The following is a 16,142-nucleotide window of genomic DNA, read 5'->3' as shown; positions in this document are numbered from 1 at the left end:
CGCGTCGTTTATGCCGACACCGCCAGCTCGCGCGCCTGCGGCAATGCAAGACGCATGACGTCGCGGGCAATCATTAGCTCTTCATTGGTGTTGATCACCGCCACTTTGACAAGCGCATTATCCGCCTGAATAAAGGTCGCGCTCCGCTGGTTTTTCTCGTCGTCCAGCGCGAGGCCGAGAAAATGCAAATTGCGGCAGATCGTCGCCCGCGCCCGGGCGGAATTCTCGCCTATGCCGCCGGTAAAGATCAGCGCGTCCAGACCTCCCATCTGCATGATATAGCTGCCGATAGTCGCGCGAATGCGTTCGGCAAACAGCGACAGCGCCAGAGCCGCCCGTTCGTTGCCGGCGTCAGCTGCCTGTTCGACGTCGCGGTAATCAGATGACACACCGGAGACGCCCAGCAGCCCGGATTCATTATTCAGCAGCTGGCTGAGCTGCAGGGCGGATTTCCCTTCTTTCTCCACCAGCCAGGGAAGGATCGACGGGTCGATATCGCCGCTGCGGGTGCCCATCATCACCCCGGACTGGGGAGTAAAGCCCATTGAGGTATTCACCGACTGCCCGCCTTTGATGGCGCAGACGCTACAGCCATTGCCCAGATGGCAGCTTACTACCCGCAGGGCGCTCAGCGGTACGCCCAGCTTTTCCGCCAGCGCGCTGCTGACATAGTGATGGCTGGTACCGTGAAAACCGTAGCGGCGAATGCCCAGCTCGGCGTAATAGCGCCAGGGAAGGGGATAGAGCCAGGCCTCCGGCGCCAGGGTCTGGTGAAAGGCGGTATCAAAAACCGCCACCGCCGGTACCGCGGGTAACAGCTGGCGAAAAAGACGAATGCCCAGCGCATTGACCGGGTTATGCAACGGCGCCAGCTCCGCCAGGCGCTCGATCTCCCGCAGGGTATCGTCGCAGACCAGCGCGGCGTCTTTGAAGCGTTCGCCGCCGTGGGCGACGCGGTGGCCAACGCCGTCGATCTCCTGCAGGCTGCTCAGGATCCCGCGGCCGGTCAGCGCCTCCAGGAGGAGGGTCACTGCCTCATGGTGATCGGCGATGGGCAGCGTCTCCTGCCATTTCTGTGCCGACGTTTTCAGCGTGAAGCGGGCCTCGGGCAGGCCGATACGTTCGATCAACCCCTGACAGAGCAACGCCCCCTGCGGCATGTTAAGCAGCTGAAACTTCAGGGAGGAGCTGCCGGCGTTAATCGCCATGATTTTATAGGTCATTGATATTCCTCTGCATTTAGGCAGGCGAACAGGTCATCAAGCCCGTCGCCGGTTAACGCGCTGGTGATAAAGATATGTCCGGCGCCCGCCGTCTCGAGCCATGTCCGGACCTGTTGCAGACGGGGCGGGGCGGCCAAATCGGCTTTAGTGATCACCCCGATGACCGGGCGGTTCATCGGGGCGGTAAACCCCGGAGAAAAAGGTGACCAGGGCGCATCGGCATTTAGTACCAGCGCGATGACATCGGCCTCGCAGGCGCTGGTGAGCAGTGCACTGTACAGGCAGCGGTTTTCCAGATATTCCCCGGGGGTATCGATGGCGGCCGGCGTCCAGACGATGGCCTGGGTTTTCTGATAGCGCAGGGTTTCGCCACGCAATACCTGGGTCAGCGAGGTTTTGCCGCACTGGCTGGGTCCGATTAGCATCAGGCGTTTCATGGGCTCAGGTCCGGGTAATTGGGCAAGCGGTGAAGCGCATCAGCTCACCGAGGGTGCGGGTGACCTGCCTGAGCGCGTACTCCACGGCGGAGACATCGCCGGTCAACACCACCGCGCCGGTGAAGCGATCGAGAAAACCGATCTCCACCGCGCCGGACTTGGTAGCGATGTCGCAGGCGATAATCGATGCTTCACTGGGGGTAATGGTAAGAATGCCGATGGCGGAGACCGCGTCCGGCAGACCCAGCTTTTTGAACAGATCTTTGCCAGGATTGGCAATGAGATGCGCCAGAGTGACCTGTTTGCCCGGGACATACTCCTGGATCATGCGTTCGGTAGGGGTTTGCGGTTCCATTATCCCTCCATCAGCTGTTGCCACAGCGCATCGTGCGGTCGCGGGATCACTGCCCGGTGAACCAGTAATCCTTTCTCGCCTGCGCTGTCGCTGGCCACCGTGACGGCGTTGTCGACATCGGCGATATCACCCGCCACCACCATGTAGCATTTGCCGCCGATACCAAACGCCATATGGACCCGCACCAGGGTGACGTTGGCCGCTTTCACCGCGTGGTCGGCGGCGCTGATGCACGCCGCCACGCTCCAGGTTTCGACGATCCCCGCCGCCTGCCGCTGCCCGACCACGTTGAGACCGCTGATCGCCGGTAGTACGCTGGGGTGAATGTTGGCCAGCACCAGGCTGTCCACCAGCATCTCCCCAGCGCGCGCGGTGCCGGCGGCGATTGCCTGCTGCACGGCGCCGACGTCGCCGCCGAGCATCAGCAGGAATTTCCCGGGGCAAAGGGTTCTGCAGAGCAGGAGCTGTACGTTCGCGCTTTTCAGCATGACGTCACCCAGCTCCATNCCCCTGGCGATGCTGGTCAGTTCTAAAATTCCGATAGCCTGGGTCATGATTAACCTCTTACAAGCGTAATGGCCTGCTCCGTGATGGCGGAGACCAGGCCGTCAATACTGGCGTGCACCGGCGCGCCGAGGGCGTCGGCGGGGATATCCGCCAGTAGCTGGCCGCGCGTTACCCGCTCTCCCGGCGCGACGCAGGGCACGGCGCTGATGCCGATATGCTGGCGCAGGGGCAGGGTGACGCAGGCCACCTCCGGCTCCACCGCCGTCAGCGGCGCTTCCTGATACCAGGGATCAAGTCCCAGTTTGCTGATGAGCCGCTTGACCGGCACCAGGCGGTGCTTCGCCATCTCGTCCGCCGGACGCAGCGGTCCGTCGTAGCGCAGGTTTTTCGCCCTCAGCTCACGTTTCAGCAGACGGTTGATGCGCATGGGGGAAATACCCACCGGGCAGGCGACGCTCTCGCAAACGTTGCACTCCGAACAGGTCAGGGCGCTGAGCAGCAGCGACGGGGTGGCCGCCTGGCGATAGTTCACCGCCCGCACCAGCAGATGAGGGGAAAGCTCATGGCCGATCAGGTGCCGGGGGCATAAATCTGTGCATAAACGGCACTGTTCACAGACGGTGCGGGCGATGGCGAGCAGCGTTCGTTCATCCTGCCGCCGTCGCTGGATCAATGGATGGTTGCCCGGGAGCACCAGCAGGCCGCCGGTGGTTTTGGTGACCGGTGTCTCGAGGGAGGTAATAAGCGAGCCCATCATCGGACCGCCGTTGATAAACCCCGGATCGTCAACCGTCGCGCCGCCGGCCAGATCCAGCACCTCGCGCAGCGATATACCCAGTGGTACGGCCAGCGTCAGCGGACGGGCGACGGCGCCATTGACGGTCAACGTCCGGCGAGTTACCGGATAGCCCTGTTCCACGGCTCTGGCGATATTGAGCACCGTCTGCACGTTATTGACCACCACGCCGACGCTGACCGGCAGCGCGGCAGGTGGTACGCGGCGTCCCGTCGCCAGCCAGATAGTGAGCACCTCATCCCCGGCCGGATAGACGTCAGGCAGAATATGCAGCCGGGCCCATTCCGGGAGTCGTGGGGTTAATGCCGCAATCGCCGGAGCATATTTCGCCTTCAGGGCAATGATCCCTTCCCGGGCGCCAGTGGCGGTCATCGCGTAACCCAGGCCGCGAATCAGTCGGTCAGCCTGCTGAGCCATCAGCTGTTGGTCAACCTTCAGCATCGGTTCGCATTCGGCGGCGTTCACCAGCACGGTGTCCACCCGGGCCTGCAGTTTGATGTGGGTCGGAAAGCCTGCGCCACCGGCTCCTACGACGCCAGCGGCCCGAACGCGTTCGCGGATCTCCGCTGCATCAATGCTTGATAGTGGCCCTATCGCTTCACTCATTGCAGGTTCTCCAGCAGTTGCGCGATGGCCGCGCCATCGACCGGACGCGGGTTGGTGCGCAGGGTGGCGTCGGCCAGCGCGGCCGGCACCATGGCGGGAATTCGCGATAAGAAAAGGGGATACTTTTCCTGCAGCGCGCCCTTGAGGGTGGGAATGGCGCACTGCTGTTTCAGCGTTTCCACCGCGGTAAGCAGCGCCTGGAAAGCCTCCTGTTCGCCAGCTGCGGGCGGGCAGAAGCGGCAGGCCCTGGCCAGGCGTGCATAGCGCTTAGCCGCTCGCGGCTCGCCGGCATTGAAGCGGATCACCGCGGTCAGCAGCAGCGCATTGGCCAGGCCATGGGGGAGGTGAAACTGGCCGCCAAGCTGATGGGCGATCGCATGATTGAGCCCAAGGCCAGCCTGGCTAAAGGCCATACCGGCGAGGGTTGATGCATTGTGCATTTTGCTGCGGGTCGCAATGCAGTCGCCCTGACGAATCGCAACGGGCAGGGCGCGAAACACCAGCCTGGCGGCCTTTTCCGCCAGCGCATCGGTAAAATCGGTGGCCTGCGGCGAGACCCATGCCTCCAGGGCGTGGGTCAGCGCGTCCAGCCCGGTATGGGCTGTGATGGTGGGCGGTACGCTAACCACCAGCGTCGGGTCGATGATCGCCATGTCGGGACAGAGCGCCTCATGGAACAGCGGGTACTTGATCCCTTTTTCCGGGTCGCTGATGACGCAGGCGCTGGTCACTTCCGAACCGGTACCGCTGGTGGTGGGGATCGCCACGCAGGTGTCGACAGGCAGACCGCCCTGCTGGCTGAACCAGACGATAGCCTTGGCGGCATCCATCGCCGAGCCGCCGCCGAAGCCGATCACCACCTGCGGACGCAGGGTCTGCATCTGCGCTATCCCTTTCGCCACGGTGTGAATGGTCGGATCCGGTGTAATATCGCTGAACACGCTGACGCGGTTGCTGGCGGGCAGCGCGGCGCGCAGTCGGTCAAGCAGCGGCGAGCGCGCCAGGAAGCCGTCGCAGACGATCCAGATGTGCTGATGGCTAAAGCGCTGCAGCGCGGCCAGGCTGCCCGGGCCGCTGTAGAGGCGCGTTTGCAGAGAAAAGGTATGCATGGCGCCCCCGGTTAGCGAATGGAAAAACCGTTGGTCAACACGCAGCGCCGCAGGCGGGCGAACGTCCGCGCGGAGGTGGTGCCTTCTCCGGTTGGCGTGGCGATGGTGAAGGTGGTAAACCCTTCGCCGCCGACGCCGATTCCCGCGTAAGACGGGCCATTTTTGACAAAAATGGAGGTCTGCAGGGTGCGTGCCGCCAGATTGAGCCGCGAGACATTCTGCGAGTGCATAATGGCGGTGTGGTGCAGACCCTCCTCAACGCGCAGGGCCAGCGCCAGGGCGCTGTCAAAGTCGGCGACCCTGACGATCGGCAGCACCGGCATCAGCTGCTCGCAGGTCACCCAGGGGTCGTTCGCCTCCACCTCGGCTATCAGCAGGCGAGGGGGGCGAGGCGGAACGGCGAGACCCGCCGCCGCCAGCAGCGCAGCCGGGCTTTTACCGACCAGTTTTTTATTCGCCGCGCCGTCGGGCAGGCAGACGGCACGCAGGGTATCGGCCTCCTGTCGGCTCAACAGCAGCGCGTCAAAATCCTGCATCTGCTGGATCAGGCGGTCAGCGACGGAGGCGACGACGATCAGGCTTTTTTCGGCGATACAGGGCAGGTTGTAATCGAAGGCGGCGCCGCTGATGATATCTTCGGCGGCTTTGACGAGATCGGCGGTTTCATCAACGATGCACGGCGGATTGCCGGCGCCAGCGCCGATCACTTTTTTACCGCTTTTCATGCCCATCGCCACAATGCCAGGGCCGCCGGTGATAGCCAGAACGGCAATCAGCGGGTGGGACATCATTTGCTGGGTGGCTTCAAAGGTCGGCTCGGCAACGGTCACCACCAGGTTACGGATCCCGCTGCAGCGGTAGGCGATCTCTTCGATCCTGGCGATAAGCTTCAACGAGACCTTTTTCGCGCCGGGATGGGGGCTGAAATAGACGCTGTTACCCGCCGCCAGCATGCTGATACTGTTGTTGATAATGGTTTCCGTTGGGTTGGTGCTGGGCGCCACGGCGCCAATAACCCCGAACGGCGAGTACTCAAACAGCACCATCCCGCCATCGCCGGTGAGGGCGCTGGTAGTGAGATCCTCTATGCCCGGCGTGTTTTCAAGAGCGGCTTTATTTTTCAGATATTTATCTTCTTTGTTGCCCATGCCGGTTTCCGTGGCGCTCTCTTCCGCCAACGTCGCCAGCTCGGGGGCCAGCGTCTCCCGCAGGGCGCTGATAATGGCGCTGCGGGTTTTTAGCGGACACTGCTGATAGCGGAGAAAAGCCTGATGAGCGGCGTCGATGGCGCTGCCGACATCGCAGAAAATGCCCTGCTCTTGCTGAGGGGCAGGGGGCGTCGGCGCGAGCTTTTCACTGAGGATGGTGCGGATAAGGGTTTCCAGTTCTGCTGTATTCATTGATGAGTTCTCACGTTAATGGCCGCCATGGCAGCCTGTGCAATAGCCATATCCTGCTCGACGCTGCCGCCGCTAATGCCGAGGCCGGCTATTAGCTGGCCATCGCGCCACAGCGGATATCCGCCGCCAAAGGTGACGACTTTGCCCTGCAGATGGCTCTCCAGACCGTACAGCGCAGCGCATGGCTGTACGGTCGTCGCGAGCTCGTGGGTGGCGGTTTTCATGGCGACGGCGGTCCAGGCTTTTTTCGGCGCCAGCTCGCTGCTGACCAGCAGCGCATCGGGCATTCGCCAGGTCACGGTTTCGGTGCCGTGTGCGTCAACGATGCTGATCACCACCGGCACCTGCAGCTGGCGGGCGTGTTCAATGGCCTGACGGATGAGCTGATGCAGCTCGTGAAAGGAGAGCGACCCGGCCTGGGCTTTGGGCGCGTCGGGCGCAGGCGACCTGCTGGCGGCCAGATAGCGGGCCGCGATCTCCGTCACAAGGCGGCGCTGGTGAGCGGCATGATCCTCGCTGCGCGCCAGGGCATACAGGCAGTCAGATAAGCGGTTCAGATAACGCAGCAGTATCTGACGGATAGTAACCTCTGCCCCCAGCTCGACCAGCCGGCGCTCCGCCCGTCTGGCAACGGTGCGGGCCAGGTGCAGACGGCTGGCGGCTTCACAGCGTCCGGGCAATACAAACTGGTGCAGCGCCGGCACGCGGGCCATCTCGCGATCGATGGTCTGCTCCAGCAGGGCAATCTCTTCGCTGCTGATATAGCGCTTACCCGGTGATGGCTGTTCGCTGTCGCTGGCGAGCTCCGCGCTGAACCAAAAAATGTGCTGCTGCAGGGCTTCGAGCAGGGTGCGCTGTTCCTCTTCAGCGACGGCGCAGACGCACAGGCTCAGCATGGCGTTCAGTTCATCCAGGGTGCCGTAGGCTTCGACGCGCGGATGCGTCTTGCTGACCCGCTGGCCGGTAAAGAGTGATGTACTGCCGGCATCGCCGGTTCGGGTATAGATAGCCACAGGCGCCCCCTTAGCGTGAAAGTGAGTCAACAATGCCCACGACGGCAAGATCGATGGCCTCATTCGGGCCGCTGAAAACGTGGCGTGCGCTCGAGCCGCTGCAGAGCAGCACCAGCTCGCCGACGCCAGCGCCAACCGAATCTACCGCCACTTCATCGCCGCTCGTGGGGAGAATCGGACGATCGTCGTCCGCGCTTACCCGGCGCACCAGCAGCAGTTTTTTGCCGTTCAGAGAGGGCGATTTTTGCGTCGAGACGACGGCGCCGGTCACGCGTGCCAGATGCATAGTTCACTCCTGCTTAATCAATTGAACATGCCGCGCNACGGCCGCTTCGCGGGCGAGGGCGGTGATAATGGGGCGGCGGCGCAGCACCAGATAGCCGCCACTGAAATGGGCTACGTCGGTATAGGTGAGCACCGACGCGGCGTGAAGCCTGACGGGCTGGCCAAGCGGATCGCTGAACGTCAGCGGCAAGCGGGCGAGTTTTTTTACCGCCAGCGCGGGGAGCAGGGCGGGAAGCAGCGTTAGCTGTACCCGAACGCCCCAGGCCATCGCCTCATGCAGTGCGCAACCGGCTGCCGCCAGCGCACGCTGGCCGGCAAGCTGCTCCAGCAGCGGTAAATCCACCTGCACGATGCGCAGCGAAGCGTGCTGGCACAGCAGGCTGCGGATATCCGCTTCGCCGAGCTGGGCCACGCTGAGCGTGGCCGTGCTGAGGGCGCGACGGCGCAGACGGGCGGCGACCTCTTCGACGATACGCTGCAGCATCGCGTGGTTCATGGCTTCGTCACCAGCGTTGCCCAGGCTTGCGCAGCGTCAGCGCCTGCCGCATTAGCCTCGTCAGTATCGATGTGCATCTCAAGACGCATATCCGGGGCAACGCGGACCGCCACGTTGTCGAAGATAAGCCGCCTGTCGCTGCCTTCGATCGCCACCGCGACGCTATCGCCATGGGAGACGCGCAGGATCAACGCATCAAGTGGCGACATATGAATATGTCGCTGGGCAACAATCGTCCCGCCGCTCAGCTCCAGTTCGGCAAAGGGGCTTATCAGGCGGATCCCCGGCGTGCCCTGCAGATTGCCGGACATGCGCAGCGGCGCGGCGATACCGAGGATCCGGGCGTCGGTGCGTGAGATTTCCACCTGGCTGGTCTGGCGCAAAGGGCCGAGCAGGCGCACGTTGTTTAATCGCCCTTTGGGGCCAACCAGGGTCACCGTCTGCTCTGCAGCATATTGTCCCGGCTGCAGCAGCGCTTTTTTCGGCTGGATGGGCTGCGCGGGAAAAAGCCTGGCATAGTCAGCCGCCGCTAAATGGATATGGCGACTGGAGATACCGATTGGAATGGGACGCTGGCGCATCTCATCCAGCACTTTGTTGACTGTCGAAGCCAGCTGTTGTTTATCCATTACGCGTCACCTCGTTTACCGGCGTGCAGGCACTGCGAGCGGGGATCGCCTTTTTGTCGTGGGCAGTGTGGGTCCAGGCACAGGTTGCAGGTCACCCGCTCCGTAGAGTGGGAGGGGGCGTCTGTGAGGGCCGTGTTCTCCTCCGTCACGGCGACGTCAGGCGCTTGTGAAGGCGCCTGGACGCGGGCCGGCAGCAGGCCTTCCCCGGGCCTGGCGATAACCTTCTGCGCTACCAGCCCCTGCTGCCGTTCGGCGAGTTCGGCCCCGGTCATCACCGCCGCCTGGACAGAGGCCACATCACCGGCGATCTTCACCACCATCCAGCCGGAACCGTTGGTCTTTTCCAGGGCGAGCAGCGTGATGGCGGCCGCTTTCGCCATAGCGTCGGCGCAGGTGATGGCCAGGGCCAGACCGCTGACCTCAAGTAATCCCAGTGATTGCTTCACGCGGTGCTCCTTTTTTGAGGGTCAGACGGATTTCGGCAGAATGGCCTCAACATCGCTATGCGGGCGCGGGATCACATGGCTGGACTTGACCTCGCCGACCACGCTGGCCGCCGCGCTGCCGGCGTCAACGGCGGCTTTGACCGCGCCGACGTCTCCGCGGACCATCACGGTAATCAGCCCGGAGCCAATTTTTTCGTAACCAATCAACTGCACGTTGGCGGATTTCACCATTGCATCAGCGGCTTCAATGGCGCCAACCAGGCCTTTCGTTTCAACCAGTCCTAGTGCGTTATTCATACTGCGTTCTCCTGTGGATTAAGCATTTCGATCCCGAAATGGGATCCCTTTGACGAGACGAGCCGCATTGTTGCCAGTGTTTCGCCGGGCCAGCCTGTTCTGGTGATACATCAGCGAAAACAACGGAGTTGATGCGGGTAAATTTTTGTAGTGCACGATGAGCCGTTCCCGGTCGCAGGCGATGCCTACCTGCAGCGGCGAACGCTGCGCCGCCTGCCAGGCGTGATGGATAAGATCGCCGCCGGTCTGCGGCTGCAGAACAAAAGGAATGCCTTCCTCTTCAATGCCCAGCAGGACATCGCGCCACTGTTCGCTGCATTCGTCAGTGACGGCAATGACGATGGCGGGGGCGACTACGCTACTCTCCATGTGTGCCTCCTTTTTGCCAGGAAAGGAGTAATCCGCTGGCGACCGCATTGCGTGGGCCTTCACAGCCGCGGATGTTGCCGCGCCCGGCAACCAGCCGGTAGTGCGCCAGCGCGTCGGTGACCAGCTGGGGGATCTCGAAATCGAGGGACGAGCCGCCCACCAGCACCACGAACGGGATGTCGCGAATGTTGCCGGTAGGGCTCACCTGGCGTAACGCTCGCAGGGCGTTGGTGACAAAGACGCGTGATTTGGCGCTACGGCGAATGGCGCGCACTTTCTCCAGCGGCAGATCGCCGGGCAGAGGAACCAGTTCATCCGGTTTCACCACGCAGACGCGGGCAAATACCGCCGGTGGTAAGGCCGACGGAAAAAACTGGACGCTGCCGTCTTCATGACGCAGATGAAACAGGCTTTCGACTTTTGCCAGCGGATATTTTTTGATCTCTTCCGCCAGGTAGCGGTCCTCAAGCCCCAGCTCGCGGGCGATGATCATCGTGACCATATCGCCGGCGCCGGCCAGGTGAGTGGCGCTGATCTCTCCCTGCGCATTGATAATGGAGGCGTCGGTCGACCCGGCGCCCAGATCGAGGATCGCCAGCGGGCGCGTGGTGCCGGGAGTGGTGAGCGCCCCAAGAATGGCCGCCTCCGCTTCGGCGCCGCCCACCTGAACCGCAATCTGCAGTTTGTGCTCAATTTCACGGGCGATGAGGGCCATCTGCAGGCGATCCGACTTGACCATCGAGGCGATACCCACCGCCTGCTCCAGCGAGAACTCTCCCGCAAGACCGCCGGTCACGCTGACTGGCACCGCCGTATCAACGGCCAGCAGATCCTGAATGCGGATCTCCTGAGCTGGCTTATTGGTAAGCTCCGCCATGGTCTGGCGCACGTGCTCAAGCATGCCGCCGATATTGGTGCCCGCTTCTCCCGCGACGTTGTCCAGTTTGCCGCAGCCGTCAACCGCTTTCATGATGGCTTCCGCCCCGGCGGCCACATCAACCTGTACGCTGCGCCCCTGAGCGATGAGCAGCAGATTACCTGCCGGAATAGCGCGGGCCTTGACGTCGCCGGAGGGGGTTTTCACCACCACGGCCGAGCGGTTGCCAATCAGCGCCCGCGCCATTGGCACGATATTTTTGGTCTCCTCGGCGTTGAGATCGAAAACGGTCGCAATACCGTAGGGGTTGGAGAGCGTTTCGATGATCTTACCGGGTAAAGCGACCTCGACGGCCGCCAGCATGCCAAGTGGAATCCGGTCGATATGCTGAACTTCGTCGATCACCGGTAGCGGTTGCTGTAGCCGGTTATTGACCAGCACGCCGTCATCCTGCTGCAAAATAATGCCGGTTATCTGATAGCCCGCTGCCGTTGCCGCATTGACCATCGCGGCGACATCGGCAAAGTCAAAGGCCGAGGAGACCACCAGAATATAGGGAGTGTCCGCGGAGCAGGACAGCAGCGCCTCTGGTGTGATGGTGATGCCGACCCCCAGTCCGACGCCGCCGGGTGTCTTCGGGTTATGGCCGATCATGGTGGACTCGGTGATGATGGTTTCCGTGATGGTTTCCATCGCCACATCGCCAATGACCGGCGTGGCTTCGTTAATGCGAATAAGCGAAATATCGCTGAGCTGAATGCCGGCCGCTTTTGCCGCCTGCGTTAGCGCCTCCTGGATACCGAACACATTTCGTAATGTGCCTTTTATACCCGTGGTTTCAGCCAACGCGCTGTGGCGAATGTTCAGCACACCTGCGTCATCGACCGTCGCCAGGGCGACTTCTGTCGAGGAGTTGCCAATATCAATGCCAGCGATATAGCGCATGCTTACNNNNTGTTAATCGTCGCCTTTGAGTTTCTTACGCTCGATGTACAGCCCGGCCGCTTCCCGAACAAAGGCGGCACAGAGTCGTGCCTGGTAGCGATGCTCGAGGTCATCAGCGATCGCCAGTAGCTCCGCCTGGGTGGAACGGTATGGGCGCAGGGCGTTGTAGATCTCAAGGATTCGGTCGTCGGGAACCGCGGTGAGCTCTGCGGCCCGCTCAAAGTTCATCGCCAGCCGATCGCGTCCGGCATCCTGGGCGATCGCCGCCTGCATACGCAGCGTTTCCGGAGTGATGCGCATGTCCTGCGCCGTAACGCGATCGCTTAATACGTTCTCCAGCGTCAGGTCATCGAGCGTTTTATTGGTAGCGGTTTTGACCCACTCCGGATGGCGGGTCGCTAACGGGTAGTCGCTAACTTTTGGCTGGCGAACGGTGTCGTTTGTCGGCGCGGCTGGCGCGGGCGTTATCCCGTCCTGTAGGCTGTTCATCCGGCTCAGCACGTCGCGTACCATGGATTCAATTGCGTCGGTATTCATCGGGATATCCTTTGTTAAAGCGCCACGCGCAGTTCCTGCGGGTTTTTGCCCGTCACCACGTATTTGGTCTCTTTAATGTGCAAAATGGCCGACTTCGCCTGGTATTTGGGACGAGCCATCTGATCGTTAAGCGTCGGCACCGGCTGCGGCGACTCGCGTTTGGCGTAGCGCGCGGCGTTTTTGCCAATCTGACGGTAGGTTTCCAGCGTCAGCAGCGGCGCCTGCGGGAAGAGTTCCAGGTTGGAAAGCGGCGGCAGGCCGCGCTGGTGGATGACGGTGGTGCCTTTCGACTGAATACCGATCGAGATGCCGGAGCCGCTCAGGCGGTTGCCTTCCACTGCCACGAAGGCGACGTCAGAAGACTTAAAGCAGCGGATCACCCGGGCTTTGATGCCTTCTTCCTCAATGCCGGCGATCACTTCGCGCAGAATATTTTTATGCGGAATGCCGACGATATTGGCGGTTTGCGCCAGACCAAACGCTGGCCCGACGGCAATAATGACTTCATCCTGCTGCGTGCCGGGTTTGGCTTCGCCGATTTCCGTCAGGAAGCTGTCGCCGGACACAGGCGCAACGGCGACCGGCGCGGCAGAGGCGACAGAAGCCGCAGGCGCGCTAAAGGAGACCGGCTTATCTGCGCCTGATTTCATCTCCACCAGCACCTCTTCGATAATCTGGCGCAGCAGCGTTTCGTTAATTTCCATTTTTCACCCCTTAGCCAAGTTCATTGGGATCGAGCGCGCCCGGGATATTTTTAATCTCTTCCCAGCGCTCGCCTTGCAGGCGGTAGCCTGTTGCCGGACCGGCATAATCGTTCACGTCATTCACGGCCGAGAGCACCTGGCCCTCGCCAACAATGATGGCGGAGGTATGCAGGTAGTCGCCGGTGAGCTTGGCTTTCTGAATATTAAGCATGTCCTGGGCGACATCGGGGAAGCCGCCTTTCGCCAGGGCTTTCACCACCTCCAGGCCGTTGCGGTTCTTGTTGATGATCTCCTGGGCAAACTTGATGTCCTCGACGATATTGCGCTCAGGCATATCTTTTGAACCGTGGGCGTAGGTGGCGGCTTCTACCTCTTCATCCGTAATAGGCGGCAAACCCATGCCGGCAAATACCGCCTGCAGCGCGCGGGCGGCTTTGTTGCGAATGGCGATCACGTCCTCTTCACGCACCGGCCGCAGGCCGCCATCGACCTTCAGGTCGCGCTGGATCACGTTGTAGTCATCGAAGTCTTCGGCATCTTCGTTGGAACCGGCGAACATGTTGTCGTAGTTCGGCACCGCCGAGTAACCGGAGGAGATGAAGTCGGTACCTGGCAGGAACTGCATCAGCAGACGCGCGGTACGCCGCATATCCGAGTGGGTAAAGGTTTGATCGTTGCTGGAGGCGCACTCCAGATCCAGCGCTGAGCAGATCAGGTTTTCCGCCAGTACGGCGCGGATCCCGGACGGCACGGCGGACGGTACGCCGATACAGCTGACGGAGCCATTCTGCAGGCCTTGCACCCCGGCGGCTTTGGTGATGTAGATGCAGCGCGCTTCGAGATAAAGCATCGATTTGCCTTCGGCATAGCCCATCTGCACCTCCGAGCCGGAACCGGAGGTAAAGCGCATTTTCAGGCCGCGCGAGGCGTAGGAGGAGGCGAGGAAGCCTTTCGACCACGGGGTGTCATCGCCATCGGTAAACACCGGTTCCGTACCGTATACCGAAATGGTTTCGGCATAGCAGGTGTGGCCCAGCATGCCCAGTTTCAGCTCGGTGGCTTCTTCCAGCGAACACTGGGTGAGGACGCCGGGACGGCCAACCTGTGAACCCACCAGCAGGGCGATGGCGTTGAACGGCGCGTAGCGCGCCACGGCGACGGTGGTCTCCTGTTCGTCAAAGCCTCGCCATGCGCCTTCAGCGGCGTCGGCGGCAATCTGTACCGGATTATCTTTGATATTAGTGACATGCGCCTGCTGGGACGGCGTGCGGCGGGCGCGCATTTTTTGCATCGCCATCATCATCTCGACCACGTTCATATGCGACACCACTTCCACGATTTTCGCCGGGGTCATCGCGGTAGTGAGCGGCACGATGTCGCTGCGTTTAACGTTCGGGTCGCAGAGCATGTTGGCGAGCTTAACCGAATCCATGGCCATCACTTCTTCGGCCCGGGCGAGATTAATGCCGTAGCGCGCGATAAAGTGGTCAATCAGGTCGAACTGCTCAACCGGTTTACCGTCGAGTTCGGTCACCGCGCCGTTGACGATGCGGATAGAAGGTTTGGGATCGTTAGGGCTTTCCATCGCGATAAAGCCCTCTTCAATCCACTCCTTAACGAAACCATCCTGATTCACAGGGCGTTTCGCCAGTGCTTCAAATCTTTTCGATCTCATGAATCAGCCTCGCGGGTATTAAATGTAGGAGGGGCGATCGTTTTTCGGTTCGGCGCCCAGCGTCGCCAGTACGGTTTTGCCGATTTCCCGGGCGGAGATCACCGCCTGGCGCACCGCGCCGGAGTCGCCGGAAATCACCAGAATGGCTTCGTTGCTGAAACTGGTGCCGTGGGCCGGTGAGCTGTAAGCCACCACCTCGACGTTGGCTGATTTCAGCGCGGTATCGGCCATCAGCACGCCAACGGACGCCGGGGCGCCGACGATAATGCCGCAGGCGCGGCCCAGTGGGGCGCCGAACGCTTTTTCCAGGGCATAACTAGCGCGCGCGGTATACTGCAGCTCAATATGACCCGCTTCGTTGCCGTAGACATCGCCGAAGGTACGGTCCAGCTCTTTCAGCGCGACCTCAATCCCGCGTTTGACGTCGGAAACATCATTCCCGCCCAGCACAATCAGCGAGCCATGGCCGGCGCCGCCTTTGGTGTCGCGAGGAAGCTCAATGCTGACCACTTCGGTGTTGGTGGCTTTGACCGCTTCATCGGCGGCCATGATGTGCGGCCCGGCGCCGGTGCGGGCGCCGAGGATGCCGATAGAGCGATAGCGTTTTTCGAGCTTCATCGCCTCCAGCAACGCGGCATCCACGTTGGCGATGACCAGCCCGAGGGTGTCGCCAATGGCGGTCCCGACAAATTCCGTTAAGCTGCAGCTTTTCTCTGCCATAGCCGTCTCTCCTGTGGGATGGGGGGTATCGGGAAGCGCCTGCTGCTCTGGCGTCGCCACACGGGCTATGACTTGCGCCATGATCTGTTCAACCAGCTCATTGCTGCTCATTGGCTATTCCCCTTCGGTAAGATTTTTTCAACATCGGTATGGGGGCGGGGAATGACGTGTACGGCTTTCACTTCGCCCACGTGGCGGGCTGCGGCGGCACCGGCGTCGGTGGCGGCTTTAACTGCCCCCACGTCGCCACGCACGATGACGGTCACCAGGCCTGAACCGATCCTTTCATAGCCAACTAATAAAACGTTGGCCGACTTAACCATTGCGTCAGCGGCCTCTATGGCTGCGGTTAAGCCTTTGGTTTCTACCATTCCTAATGCTTCTTGTTGCATAAAGACCTCGCAGGATATGTGCCAGTGAGGGAACTATATGGCGGAGCGGCGAAAAAGAATGGCTGAGTTGATGGTGGAGAGCGAAAAAATAGTGGTTTTTATATAATATAAAATAGATTTATTTTATTTTATATCATTGTTTTTGTTTGATTTTATTTTTTGTATAAATGTGATTATATTGCAATTCACGCTCCGTATTTACATTTTAAGAGGTGATTTTTTAAATTGTTTTTGCTATGCGATATTTTGCGTGATGTGATATTTGTTGGAAAATAAGCACTGCGCTTTCGCAATTTTTTATCATTTGGTTGGAAATTAAAATAC

Annotated in this window: 20 protein-coding genes; all 20 read right to left on the bottom strand. The window is 61.1% G+C overall.

Annotation, left to right across the window (positions count from 1 at the left end; all coding sequences use genetic code 11):
- Nucleotides 1-8 precede the first annotated feature (8 nt).
- Nucleotides 9-1,223, bottom strand: coding sequence for an acetate/propionate family kinase (locus VZP09_RS16230; RefSeq protein ID WP_032421799.1), 1,215 nt, complete (start codon nucleotides 1,221-1,223; stop codon nucleotides 9-11).
- Nucleotides 1,220-1,660, bottom strand: coding sequence for a propanediol utilization protein PduV (gene pduV, locus VZP09_RS16225; RefSeq protein ID WP_002915858.1), 441 nt, complete (start codon nucleotides 1,658-1,660; stop codon nucleotides 1,220-1,222). Before pduV ends, VZP09_RS16230 begins: the two co-directional genes overlap by 4 nt.
- Before the next feature lie 4 nt (nucleotides 1,661-1,664).
- Nucleotides 1,665-2,015, bottom strand: a complete 351-nt coding sequence (gene pduU / locus VZP09_RS16220; RefSeq protein ID WP_002915850.1) for a propanediol utilization microcompartment protein PduU — start codon at nucleotides 2,013-2,015, stop codon at nucleotides 1,665-1,667.
- Nucleotides 2,015-2,569 carry a propanediol utilization microcompartment protein PduT gene (gene pduT, locus VZP09_RS16215; protein ID WP_004181171.1) on the bottom strand — a complete coding sequence of 185 codons (555 nt, stop codon included), beginning with the start codon at nucleotides 2,567-2,569 and terminating at the stop codon, nucleotides 2,015-2,017. The genes pduU and pduT overlap by 1 nt, the downstream gene beginning before the upstream one ends.
- Before the next feature lie 2 nt (nucleotides 2,570-2,571).
- Nucleotides 2,572-3,924 carry a 4Fe-4S dicluster domain-containing protein gene (locus VZP09_RS16210; RefSeq protein WP_004181170.1) on the bottom strand — a complete coding sequence of 451 codons (1,353 nt, stop codon included), beginning with the start codon at nucleotides 3,922-3,924 and terminating at the stop codon, nucleotides 2,572-2,574.
- Complete coding sequence (gene pduQ, locus VZP09_RS16205) at nucleotides 3,921-5,033, bottom strand: 1-propanol dehydrogenase PduQ (RefSeq protein WP_025367910.1); 1,113 nt, start codon at nucleotides 5,031-5,033, stop codon at nucleotides 3,921-3,923. The genes VZP09_RS16210 and pduQ overlap by 4 nt, the downstream gene beginning before the upstream one ends.
- An 11-nt stretch (nucleotides 5,034-5,044) precedes the next feature.
- The gene (gene pduP / locus VZP09_RS16200; protein WP_004143947.1) at nucleotides 5,045-6,433 is read right to left on the bottom strand and encodes a CoA-acylating propionaldehyde dehydrogenase PduP; all 1,389 of its coding nucleotides are present in this window, start codon (nucleotides 6,431-6,433) and stop codon (nucleotides 5,045-5,047) included.
- On the bottom strand, nucleotides 6,430-7,446 hold the full coding sequence (gene pduO / locus VZP09_RS16195) for a two-domain cob(I)yrinic acid a,c-diamide adenosyltransferase PduO (RefSeq protein WP_328795283.1): 1,017 nt from the start codon (nucleotides 7,444-7,446) through the stop codon (nucleotides 6,430-6,432). The genes pduP and pduO overlap by 4 nt, the downstream gene beginning before the upstream one ends.
- Nucleotides 7,447-7,456: 10 nt before the next feature.
- Nucleotides 7,457-7,732, bottom strand: coding sequence for a EutN/CcmL family microcompartment protein (locus VZP09_RS16190; protein WP_002915814.1), 276 nt, complete (start codon nucleotides 7,730-7,732; stop codon nucleotides 7,457-7,459).
- Nucleotides 7,733-7,735: 3 nt separating this feature from the next.
- Nucleotides 7,736-8,227, bottom strand: a complete 492-nt coding sequence (gene pduM, locus VZP09_RS16185) for a microcompartment protein PduM (protein WP_328795282.1) — start codon at nucleotides 8,225-8,227, stop codon at nucleotides 7,736-7,738.
- Nucleotides 8,224-8,856 carry a phosphate propanoyltransferase gene (locus VZP09_RS16180; protein WP_002915810.1) on the bottom strand — a complete coding sequence of 211 codons (633 nt, stop codon included), beginning with the start codon at nucleotides 8,854-8,856 and terminating at the stop codon, nucleotides 8,224-8,226. The genes pduM and VZP09_RS16180 overlap by 4 nt, the downstream gene beginning before the upstream one ends.
- Complete coding sequence (locus tag VZP09_RS16175) at nucleotides 8,856-9,302, bottom strand: BMC domain-containing protein (RefSeq protein WP_328795280.1); 447 nt, start codon at nucleotides 9,300-9,302, stop codon at nucleotides 8,856-8,858. The genes VZP09_RS16180 and VZP09_RS16175 overlap by 1 nt, the downstream gene beginning before the upstream one ends.
- A 21-nt stretch (nucleotides 9,303-9,323) precedes the next feature.
- Nucleotides 9,324-9,599, bottom strand: a complete 276-nt coding sequence (gene pduJ, locus VZP09_RS16170; RefSeq protein WP_002915806.1) for a propanediol utilization microcompartment protein PduJ — start codon at nucleotides 9,597-9,599, stop codon at nucleotides 9,324-9,326.
- A gap of 18 nt (nucleotides 9,600-9,617) precedes the next feature.
- Nucleotides 9,618-9,968, bottom strand: coding sequence for a glycerol dehydratase reactivase beta/small subunit family protein (locus tag VZP09_RS16165; RefSeq protein ID WP_004174562.1), 351 nt, complete (start codon nucleotides 9,966-9,968; stop codon nucleotides 9,618-9,620).
- A complete protein-coding gene (locus tag VZP09_RS16160) occupies nucleotides 9,958-11,790 on the bottom strand; it encodes a diol dehydratase reactivase subunit alpha (protein WP_009485657.1) in 1,833 nt (610 codons plus the stop codon). Before VZP09_RS16160 ends, VZP09_RS16165 begins: the two co-directional genes overlap by 11 nt.
- A 12-nt stretch (nucleotides 11,791-11,802) precedes the next feature.
- Complete coding sequence (gene pduE / locus VZP09_RS16155) at nucleotides 11,803-12,327, bottom strand: propanediol dehydratase small subunit PduE (protein WP_002915750.1); 525 nt, start codon at nucleotides 12,325-12,327, stop codon at nucleotides 11,803-11,805.
- Between the two features lie 14 nt (nucleotides 12,328-12,341).
- Nucleotides 12,342-13,031, bottom strand: a complete 690-nt coding sequence (gene pduD, locus VZP09_RS16150; RefSeq protein WP_002915746.1) for a propanediol dehydratase medium subunit PduD — start codon at nucleotides 13,029-13,031, stop codon at nucleotides 12,342-12,344.
- A gap of 10 nt (nucleotides 13,032-13,041) precedes the next feature.
- Nucleotides 13,042-14,706, bottom strand: a complete 1,665-nt coding sequence (gene pduC / locus VZP09_RS16145) for a propanediol dehydratase large subunit PduC (RefSeq protein ID WP_002915744.1) — start codon at nucleotides 14,704-14,706, stop codon at nucleotides 13,042-13,044.
- Nucleotides 14,707-14,724: 18 nt separating this feature from the next.
- Nucleotides 14,725-15,537, bottom strand: coding sequence for a propanediol utilization microcompartment protein PduB (pduB, locus tag VZP09_RS16140; protein ID WP_002915739.1), 813 nt, complete (start codon nucleotides 15,535-15,537; stop codon nucleotides 14,725-14,727).
- Complete coding sequence (gene pduA, locus VZP09_RS16135) at nucleotides 15,534-15,818, bottom strand: propanediol utilization microcompartment protein PduA (protein ID WP_002915737.1); 285 nt, start codon at nucleotides 15,816-15,818, stop codon at nucleotides 15,534-15,536. Before pduA ends, pduB begins: the two co-directional genes overlap by 4 nt.
- Nucleotides 15,819-16,142: the final 324 nt, after the last annotated feature.

It is taken from the genome of Klebsiella sp. EMBS2024 (assembly GCF_036233805.1).
Lineage (GTDB): Bacteria > Pseudomonadota > Gammaproteobacteria > Enterobacterales > Enterobacteriaceae > Klebsiella > Klebsiella pneumoniae.
The sequence above is the reverse complement of the archived record's forward strand: the minus strand, read 5'-3'. Positions and strand labels throughout refer to the sequence as shown.